The organism is Ferruginibacter sp. SUN106, from assembly GCF_050611765.1.
Lineage (GTDB): Bacteria > Bacteroidota > Bacteroidia > Chitinophagales > Chitinophagaceae > Ferruginibacter.
Genome location: NZ_JBODJC010000002.1, coordinates 1,286,316 through 1,296,231 on the forward strand (window position 1 = coordinate 1,286,316; position 9,916 = coordinate 1,296,231).

Consider the following 9,916-nt stretch of genomic DNA (forward strand, 5'->3'; position numbering starts at 1 on the left):
AAAATTTTCATCCTCGTCTCCGACGAGGATGTATTGGTCCTGAGATTTCAGTCTCCCCTAAAACTCCAGGTACATCCGGTGATTAGGATTACTATGCGTAGCCGATACTTTAAAATCGTAACTGCCGATAATTGTAAAACCAGCTTTGGTATAAAAATTAAATGCCCTGGCGTTTTCTACCCACACATATAACCAGATGCCTTTTTGCTGCGCTTGTTTTGCCAGCGCCACATTAAACTCAAATAATACTTTGCCCAGTTTTAGATTGTAAAACTCCTGCAACAAATAAATACGTTCCAGCTTGGTGATGTTTTGTATGACGCTGTCAGAGTAAGGATGATCATAAATAATTTTGGAAAACCCTGCCGGTTTATCATCGTGGTATAGGATGTGATAAATATTTTGCGGCTCACTTAATTCCTGTATAAAAGCTGCGGTGCTGTATTTTTCTGTGATGTAATTAGTAATGTCTTCCGCTGGGGCGCTATGACCATGCGATTGGATAAAAGTTTCGGTGGCAAGTGCAGCCAATACTGCAGCATCTTTTTCGGTGGCTTTAATTATGGAAGTCATCTGTAACATTTAAAACTAAAATTACAGCTGTTGTTATTGAATTGGCAAAATAAAATGCAAGGATTATAAAACCCTGCAGCGGTCTTTCGCTCAGTTCTTCTCTTCATATACTGCAACAAAAATTATCTCTTATAAAAAAAGTACTGCAAACAAAAAAGCAGCAAACACTATTAAAAAATACCGCAGCGATTTTTTTATGGTTGCTTTTAAAACATCATCGGGCAGTTGCTGCCAGCGTTCTATCATTTTAAGGTATTGCTTTTGGCTGCCAATAGTAAAATTAATGATGCCGCCAACAATTACCAGCCCGGCAAGCCCAAGCACCTGGCCCATAGCTTTGCCAGATATGTTACTATCTGCTGGCAACTGCCAGGGTATATATTTATAACCCAGTTTAAACAATACCACCCCCGCCAGCAACAGCATCGTTGCCGTAAGCAAAGTACCATTTAATCTTGCCTTCATAGGGTCACGCCCTTTTTCTTTCAGTTCGTAATACTGGCTGCAATACACTGTTTCAATCCAGTTCATAAAAAATAATTTACTGTTGCTGTATAAAGTTGATGCTGTAATGATACCAATAAAGTGCATGAGATGCATACCCGTGACAGGGTATTTTAAACTTTAAGGCAGCTTGCCGGTGCAGCTTTCAGGTTTTGTTATTACCTTCATCCTGCCGGTTACTGAACCGTAACAATACTACATCTAAACCCTCCTACAAAAATGATGAAACCTTTATTCCTGCTTACATTATTGGTTGTTCTGTTGTATTCAAACGGTACAGCGCAAACAAAAGACCCTCATTACAAAAAAGCTTCTGAGTTGTACGACAAAGAAGATTATTCCAATTCTTTAAAGGAAGTAAATGCGGCATTGCTGCATGATTCCACCAATTCGTATTATCTTTTTTTAAAAGCCAATACATTAGATAAACTGGAAAAATACCAGGAGGCTTTTCTTACCTATTCATTGCTTATCAAATTATACCCTAAAGATGCCATGGCACTCAGCCAGCGGGGAGTATTATTAACCAGCATACAAAAACCCGAGTATGCCATACAGGATTTTACCGAGGCATTAGGTTTTGAAAAAACAGATTCTATAAGGCTCTCCCTGTACCTTAACCGTGGTGCCGCCAAAATTAATACCCGGGATTTCCAGGGTGCTTATGATGATTTTTTTGCGGCCTACACCATCGACTCTCTTAATATTGGTGTGCTGAATAACCTGGCTACGGTTTGTGATGAAGTGGGCAAGGGCGATAAAACATTGTATTACCTGTACAAGATGATACAGATCGATTCTACCTTTATTGGCGCTTATGTAAACATTGGTTTTAAAATGCAGGAAATGGGCGACTATAAAAAAGCCATCAGTTTTTTTGATAAAGCCCTTGTGCTTAACCCTAAAGAACCGCTGAGCTACAGCAACCGTGCTTTTAATAAATACAAACTGGGCGACTTACAGGGTGCCCTCAATGATATTAATGTCTCTATCAAATTATATCCCGCCAACTCCTACGCCTTTCGCAACAGGGCATTGATATTAATTGCACAAAAGAAACAGGGCGATGCCTGTAAAGATATTAAAGAGGCCCTGCGCCTGGGCTTTACCAAAATGTATGGCGATGAAGTGGAACAAATGGAAGTGAAGTATTGTAAAACTATTTCGATGTAGGGGAAGAAAAGGCACGCAGGGGCGCAGGCAACGCAGCAAAGAAATGTTTTGCTGATGAAGCAGGGTAATAATTTTTAATTTCCAGGAGAGCACAAGGCAATGCAAATACTTAAGCCACTACGGTACCGGGGTAGGGTAGGGGGCTGTTATTTTTAAAGGTTGGTTTTTACAATAGCAGGTTAAGGGATGTTGAACGTAACATGAACGAAGGATGAACGCAGGAAAGTGGTAGTAGCCTGCGGACTGCGATGCCGGAGAGATTGCTGAACGGGAAGAGGTAATACTGCAACGGTTACACTATTTACGGAAGAATACCGGCGGCGGTGGGGTGATAACACGATACCGAAACTGGTGATTAAAGTAAAAATATAAAATGAAAGCGCTTTTGAAAGAAGGTTTTTTTGTTGGTTTGAAATAAATTAAAAAACATATTTGTATTTTTATTAGATTGCATTTACGCAATTCATATTACACCAAAAGCACCTCCGTTTATTTTTTTAACCAATTGAAAATAAAAAACTTATAAAAATAAACGCAAGTTTGGTTGGAGAAAAACATGCGTATATTTATGAGTTGGCAGCAATAATATTATGACACACCCTAATAAAATTAAAAGCATACTTTTTGGGACACTGAAAATTCTTTTATCAGCTTGCAGTTCTAATGACCAAAAAGCTTTTCAACAAACACTTTCTGTAAAGTCTGACACTTTACTAATTGATAATACAAAAGACACATTGATATTTGGCTCAAAAGGAACAGCTTTGTTCTTTGAGAAAGGATCATTTGAATTGCCAGATGGCTCAATTCCAAAAGGGAAAATATCAATTCAATTAAAAGAGTGTTTTAATAATTCAGACATAGTAAGAGAAAATCTATCAACTACCTCAGATGGCAAACTTCTTGAGACAAGGGGAATGATTAATGTATCTGCATTTTATGACAATCAAGAGTTAAAACTCAAACAAGGCAAAAAGTTTATTATTCATTTTCCAAAAGATTCATCGGACAGAAAAAAGCAGATGAACTTATTTTATGCTACAAGAAAAAATAATGAATCAATTAACTGGAATCTTGATACTTCCACGCTTCTTAGACCGACAGCATATATGTCCGGTTGGCTCACAACAGGATTTCCAGGCGGTGATACTTCAAGGCGTGGAGGTTTCTATTTCAAGGGTGAAAAAGAAGATAGAATATACGACTATTTCTACAAGAATTTCGACAACACTAAATTGCAACCGACAAAAAGCATACTTGACAAAACTTTTTCAGTCGACTTTGTTGTTTCAAAAAAAGGAGAAATAACAAATCTAAAAATTGAAGAAGAACTATTCGACAGTACTGGCAAAAAAATTATAACAAAGACAAAACCGGACCCATATTTTTACGAATATATTCAGAATATCCCTCCTCTTCAACCATTTTATGGAGATGATGGAACTCCAGGCGGATATGTTATAGATGCCAAATGTAGTTTCTATATTCGTATGGGGCTTTTTCCACCAGACTATAGAGCAAACAAAAACTACGAAAAACTCTTTAATGAAAAATATTCAGCCTTCAAAAACAATTCAATCGCTTCAATGAATGATGCTGAATTGAATTATTATATTCTTAGCTCTTCAAAATTAGGATGGATAAACTGCGACTTCTTTTGGGAGGTACAAGATGAAAAAATTGATTACATCGTTAAAGTCGATCCACAATCAAAACCAAACATCAAAATAGTATTTCAAAAAGCCAAAAGCATTTTAGCAGGCACTCTTGACGGAGATAAATATATTTTCAAAAATGTTCCAATTAATCAAGACATAAAAATTGTGGCAATTAGTTTTAAAGGCAGCAAACCTTTATTGAGTATTTCTTTGACAAAAACCGACAAGCAGATATTTGATAAGTTTGACTACAAAGAATTTGCTTTGACAGATTTAGAAAAGCAACTTAACACACCGTGACAGAGGATTACTGCTGCCAACACACCGTTTGCCGCAATTGTGGGCTTGACTGTTAAACTTCAGCTTTTATTTGGCTAATCAACTGTAGTTCCGGCGGGACGATCTTTATTTGAGCATTTTATTTTAACTTCAACATCAGCAATAAATCGGCGTGACGTGCCAGGCAGACGGAATTCTGATTCCCATACTGCGGCAAGCTGCCAACGTTGGCAGCAATGCATACTAACTTCTGAATGATACATGAAACTGTTTTCCATTTTCAATAACGATAAAGGTGTAAACACTCTGAAAATTGGGGGTGGCTTATACTCAATTGAGGTTCCTAAAATCTATTTGTGGGAGTATGATAAGGAAGATACCCTCTTGTTTTATCCCAAAGGTGATGAAACTATAACTTTGAGGGTTACTGTCTTAAGTTTTGAGCGAAAGGATGGAAAGCCAAGTCATGGTGCAGATATCGTGTTAGAAGAAGCGGTATCCAAAAACTTTAAACATGAGATATTGAGTGAAGGTATTGTTCTTTCGGAAGCACCCCCAGAACAGACTACAGAAGGAGATACAGAGTTGAATATGCAGTTCTGGTATCTTGGCCGCAATAATAGCCTCATTATATTTTCTTCGACTACATTAGTTGAACATGAGGACAGCAAGGTAGTACTACAGATGCGAAGTGATCTTCCTCAAATCTTTAGATCAGTAAAAACAATGTAGCACTGCTGCCAACATGGGTATTTGCAAAAGCTGGGCAGACGAAAGCCGCGTTTCAATTTTTGTTTTTCAATTTGGCTTCATATCGGGCAGACGAATAACTATTTAGCTATGTGCAAATCATGAACTTTTATTTATAAATTTAGCTTCAGGTAGACGGGTCGGACAGAAGTCTATTTCCCAGCCTTCGCAAATACCTGTACGTTGGTGGCTATTTTAAATCAACATTCCGTAATGAAACAAAAATTTTTATTCTTTGCTTTTACACTTTTTTCTTTGACAACATTATCTCAAACTAAAATGCGTTCATTAGAAGAACTAATCAACAAGGCAGACCCAGGTTGGACGTTTGTAAAAGAGTGGATTGATTCTGCAAAGAATAAGGTTGAGATTCTTTCGGTAGACACCACAAAAGCTAAGGACGCTCTTTTTAAAACACAAGTAACGACACGTTCGCCAATGGGTGCTATCATTTACATGACTGGTGGACTTTTAGTTGATGACGGTTGGATAAGAATTCTTGGTTCAGGTAACACTAAACTTAATAGGACACTTCCTGATTGGAATAAAGGGAAAACATTAAAAGACTCTGTTGAAACATCTGGCTTTTTATTAATCGCTGATGATGTAATTGGAGGTTTTTTCATTTTAAACGGCGGCATTTTTAGAAAAGATGTTGGGAAAGTCTACTACTTTTCTCCAGACAATTTAGAATTTGAACCACTCGATTTAACCTATAGTGATTTTTTACTTTTTTGTTTCAATAACGACTTAAATAAATTTTACGAAGGCTACAGATGGAAGAATTGGAAGGATGATGTTTCCAAATTACCTGGCGATAAAGTTTATAATTTTGTACCTACATTATGGACAAAAGAAGGTAAAGACTTTGATAAAAATTCCAAAAAGGCGATAGCAGTAGAAGAACAATTCGGACTCAACATTTATTTTCGAAAGCAGCTAGGCATCGACAAATAAAAACAGCCGCTAACATGTGGTTTGCTGCTATTTTATCGCACGACACAATTTATTAGGATGCTTGAAAAGGACTTCAATAAAATAGAATGCCCTAGATGCCTGGGAAAGGGTCATGTTGATGCTGAAGATATTAAAAGACTCAAAAAAGATCTTAAATGGAAACCAGGATCGTGTGCTTATTGCAATAGCACAGGAAAAGTAAATCCTGAGATACTTGATATAGTACCGGTAGATACTTCTTACCTTACCAATGACATCACGGTTAAGGAAGTCAAAAAGTTATTAAGCGGCGACAAAGAAGCAATGAAGCGGGATAAAAAATTTGATTCCGCCTACGATGATTTTAATAAACAAATCAGGGGGCTTTATTTAGTTCAGAATTTGAATATTACTCAAATCGTCAACTTTTTCTGCAATCTGTATCCCAAAAGTTATCCTACGAACGAAAAAAGGGCAGAACTAATTGATCATATTAAAAAGGTCATTGACAATATTAACAGCACAAACAGCAGCTAACATAGGTTTGCCGCAAGCTGGGAATCACCAACTTTCTTCGGCATTAGTTCTCTACCAATCTTTTATTGTGGGGCTTGACGGTTTTATTATTAGCTTTTTGATTTAAATAAACTTTCGTTCCTTTATGTGCATCGTCATGGGGGCCGACACAGCTTCGAATTCCCAGCCTGCGGCAGGCCCCGAACGTTGTATGCAACCTTATGAGCGACTGGAATAATATTCTATATCAGCAAAAAGCAATTTGCGACAAACTGAAAATTGACTGGATGCCAATTGACTTAAATGCTATGATTGCATTTAATGAATCGTTGCTTTCAGACATATTGCCAATAAACGGACTTAGGCATCCTAAGACTGACAATATTGACGGTTGGTATTTATGGAGTGGTGGAGAAATTCCACAGGATGACACTAATTTTTTCAAACCAATTCACCTTGGTCACTTAATTGAGCAAAAACCAATTGTTTTAAAATATTTAGGATTGCCTGCTGGTTGGCGATTTCAAATAGACGACAATGGGTACGAAGATTTTTGGTTTGACGAATCAATTTTAAACATTTAATCAATGGGTTGGGCAGTAATCATAGAAGACGAAAAAGGCAACGCAAAAAAGACAATGCCAGGTGAATTTATATTATCGGACGAGGAAGTATTAAGTAACGAAAATTTTAGGCTTTTGAAGTATGTTGACCCATATGGTGACACAACATTCAACGCATTTATGTTTGAAGACTTAATTAAAGATTTAAACGAATTAAAAACATTGCTTCCTACGGACAAAAAGCAAATTGACACAGTAATCAATTATGCAAAACAGTGTAATGACGAAATTCATACTTACTTAAAGTTCTATGGTGATTAGCATTGTCAAACTGTTGGACAAAAAAAGGCTGCATACCGCATTGGGTTTTATGCAAGTTGGGTTTGACCTTGTAACATCAGCTATTTGCAAATCCCAGCTTCAGTTCCAGCAGACGAATATCTATCAGCTTTTGTACTTAACTTCATCAACATATTTTCAATCAGCAGCGGTTATGGACAGACGTCCCGAAAGCATTCGGGATAATTCCCAACCTGCATAAAGCCCTGCCCGTTATAGCCAATTCTAATGGACGACAAAGCAAATAAAATCAGGCAAATAAGTTTGGACGAAAATCCAGTAAGCAAACTGGTTGACTTAGTGTATCTGTTATCAGCTCAAGGAATGACAAGGCAAAATATCTACGACCTGTATTTGAAATATCTTGTAGACCATCAAGATTCAGACGAGTGGATTACAGTTCAAAATAAATTCAATGGTGACCATCCTGTTGAGATAATTCTTGATTGTCTTAGTGGCTGGTGCAGACCAGAATCAATTTTACTTCCAAACGAACCTTTTCAAAAAAGTTAGACAACACTTGACTTTAAATTTAGCAAAACAAAAATTGGGACAACAGTATTCGTAAAGAAGGAATAGAAAAACTGGCTATAACAAAAGGTTTTGTGCAATTGGGGCATGACATTGAATCAATCATCAGCATTGAATATCCAGGCTTCATATTCGGCGGACGTAATTCTTCCGGGCAGCAGTTCTAAACTTCGGCTTTTAGTTATAAATTTAGCTTCGGTTCCGGGCAAACAGTTGGTCGATTCCCCAACCGCACAATGCCTCGAACGTTGGGCGTAACGTTTGGAAAGTCTTTCAATTTAAAGAGTCAAATGTTTATTGAATTCATAGAGAATGAAATAGTATCAAAGATCGCTGATCCAACCTGGTCTGATATTGAAGGCTTTTTAAATCTCATTAATCCCACAATTAGACCTTCTTTCACACTCACAAATAATACCAATTCCTACGTTCAATGCGCTGGTAGACGTGAGAGGCTTTGTGTTGAATTCCGGCAGACAGACACTTCATTGTTTAAGCATTATGTACTTGGCAAACATCAAGTGAAAACCTACCTGCATCCCGTATGGACCAAAATTGAATGTAGGGTTGGTCCAATACATATTCACGAAACCGAAGTTTTAAACATAACTGATGCACTTGCAATTTTTAATTTTTTTTACTACAAAGGAACTATCCCGGATAAATATAACAAGCGGAATATAACCAAGCAATTCATGCGGTAAGAAAAGCTACGCCCAACAAAAGTTTTGCCGGCAAATGTGGCTTGACGGAAGAACAATGAGCTGTAAATCGCTACTGTACTGCATCCCGGCTTGACGGAATTCTGTTTGGCAGTTAATTGTTAACTTGTACTTTTAAATCGTTATTCGGCTTCAGTTGCAGGCAGACACAGCACCAAATATCCCATCTGCGGCAATACTAGGTCGTTACCTGCTATTGCAATGAACACCCTGCGTAACTTAACCATATTATTTATTTTGACAGCTTTCATTGCTTGTACAACTAAAAAGCAAGACATAAAAGCGAAAAACTTTTTAATTTCTGTGAAGTATATGAAAGGCGACACAGTTATTACTTCTGCAGTTTATTACGCTGGACACATTCTCTGTTTGCAAGGTGACGACAAACTTTTTGTTCTTGACACAACACTTAATTTGGTTGACAGCTTGACGGCAAAATTTTCAAAGCTAAAAATTCAGTTCTTACATTCCTATAATGACACGATTCTACTTTTAACTGACAAAGATATCTTCTATCTTGACACAGGTTTTGTATTAAAGAAGTACAGCAGTCAGCCTTTTAAATACGGACTACCCTATTACAATGATTCGACATACTATGTTCATGCTTGCTCTGCCGGAGAATGGGGCGGAGCTGTTTTCTTTTGGAACAAAAAGACAAATAGAACATATTCATATCCTGCAACTGACGTTCAACAAGTTTTTAAGTTTAACGGCGAATTTGTTGTTTCAAATTTTCTTGCTCACTTAAGCGGTTTTTCAGACTACCTGTTTATCAAAGACCCGACTAAAATGTATGAGTTGAAAGACGAAAAGCAAAAAACATTTTGTAACTGGTACATGGAAATTGACAGCATCAAGGACAAAAAACTATTTGACACTTTAACGCCCCCAGGAATTAAATACTATTCTGATAGTTTTACGACAAGAACTTTAACAACCTTTCCTTACAAAGATGAGATCTATTCAATCTATTGTACGGACAGTGCAACCATACTTGCAAAATTTATTAATCGAAAATTGTCCTTTGTTGACACTCTCTTACACCACCGATTAACATTCCATAGCGCCAAGACACATTTAACATCAAACTCATTAGTGACCGCATATCATGCGACATGGGCACAAGGTGGAGAAGGCAACACATGGATGCCTTTTCAAAACACAGGATTGATTTTTATCCGTGATAATAGGATCAGCTTTCTTAATTTTCAGACACCGCATATGCAGACAGAAAGCGACAGCAGGTAACATGAACTGTGTAAAAAAACAAATAAATTTTAGTTTTTTTTACGGTTTTGCTGAACAATAATTTGGTTGATACAAGCTGTTGTTTTTTACCACTGCAAATACTTGTTTTAATAGTTTGTTA

Annotated in this window: 11 protein-coding genes; 9 read left to right on the forward strand and 2 right to left on the reverse strand. The window is 37.1% G+C overall.

Annotated elements, in window-relative coordinates; genetic code table 11:
• Window positions 1-57 precede the first annotated feature (57 nt).
• Together ACQ334_RS11285 and ACQ334_RS11290 are read right to left on the reverse strand one after the other, a co-directional pair.
• A complete protein-coding gene (locus tag ACQ334_RS11285) occupies window positions 58-573 on the reverse strand; it encodes a GNAT family N-acetyltransferase (protein ID WP_430988315.1) in 516 nt (171 codons plus the stop codon).
• Between the two features lie 129 nt (window positions 574-702).
• A complete protein-coding gene (locus ACQ334_RS11290) occupies window positions 703-1,104 on the reverse strand; it encodes a hypothetical protein (protein ID WP_430988316.1) in 402 nt (133 codons plus the stop codon).
• A 192-nt stretch (window positions 1,105-1,296) separates the two neighbouring features.
• Between ACQ334_RS11290 and ACQ334_RS11295 the strand changes: the two genes are divergently transcribed.
• The 9 genes from ACQ334_RS11295 to ACQ334_RS11335 all read left to right on the forward strand — a co-directional run bounded on the left by ACQ334_RS11295 (window position 1,297) and on the right by ACQ334_RS11335 (window position 9,795).
• Window positions 1,297-2,250, forward strand: coding sequence for a tetratricopeptide repeat protein (locus ACQ334_RS11295; RefSeq protein ID WP_430988317.1), 954 nt, complete (start codon window positions 1,297-1,299; stop codon window positions 2,248-2,250).
• A gap of 590 nt (window positions 2,251-2,840) precedes the next feature.
• The gene (locus ACQ334_RS11300; RefSeq protein ID WP_430988318.1) at window positions 2,841-4,208 is read left to right on the forward strand and encodes a hypothetical protein; all 1,368 of its coding nucleotides are present in this window, start codon (window positions 2,841-2,843) and stop codon (window positions 4,206-4,208) included.
• A gap of 240 nt (window positions 4,209-4,448) precedes the next feature.
• A complete protein-coding gene (locus ACQ334_RS11305; protein WP_430988319.1) occupies window positions 4,449-4,919 on the forward strand; it encodes a hypothetical protein in 471 nt (156 codons plus the stop codon).
• Window positions 4,920-5,150: 231 nt separating this feature from the next.
• Window positions 5,151-5,894 carry a DUF2625 domain-containing protein gene (locus ACQ334_RS11310; protein WP_430988320.1) on the forward strand — a complete coding sequence of 248 codons (744 nt, stop codon included), beginning with the start codon at window positions 5,151-5,153 and terminating at the stop codon, window positions 5,892-5,894.
• A gap of 57 nt (window positions 5,895-5,951) precedes the next feature.
• Window positions 5,952-6,410 carry a hypothetical protein gene (locus ACQ334_RS11315; RefSeq protein WP_430988321.1) on the forward strand — a complete coding sequence of 153 codons (459 nt, stop codon included), beginning with the start codon at window positions 5,952-5,954 and terminating at the stop codon, window positions 6,408-6,410.
• A gap of 200 nt (window positions 6,411-6,610) precedes the next feature.
• Entirely contained in the window at window positions 6,611-6,973 is a 363-nt protein-coding gene (locus ACQ334_RS11320) for an immunity protein Imm33 domain-containing protein (RefSeq protein WP_430988322.1), read from the forward strand.
• Between the two features lie 3 nt (window positions 6,974-6,976).
• The gene (locus tag ACQ334_RS11325; protein ID WP_430988323.1) at window positions 6,977-7,273 is read left to right on the forward strand and encodes a hypothetical protein; all 297 of its coding nucleotides are present in this window, start codon (window positions 6,977-6,979) and stop codon (window positions 7,271-7,273) included.
• A 246-nt stretch (window positions 7,274-7,519) separates the two neighbouring features.
• On the forward strand, window positions 7,520-7,804 hold the full coding sequence (locus ACQ334_RS11330) for a hypothetical protein (RefSeq protein ID WP_430988324.1): 285 nt from the start codon (window positions 7,520-7,522) through the stop codon (window positions 7,802-7,804).
• A gap of 941 nt (window positions 7,805-8,745) precedes the next feature.
• Window positions 8,746-9,795, forward strand: coding sequence for a hypothetical protein (locus ACQ334_RS11335; protein ID WP_430988325.1), 1,050 nt, complete (start codon window positions 8,746-8,748; stop codon window positions 9,793-9,795).
• The last annotated feature ends 121 nt before the right edge of the window (window positions 9,796-9,916 follow it).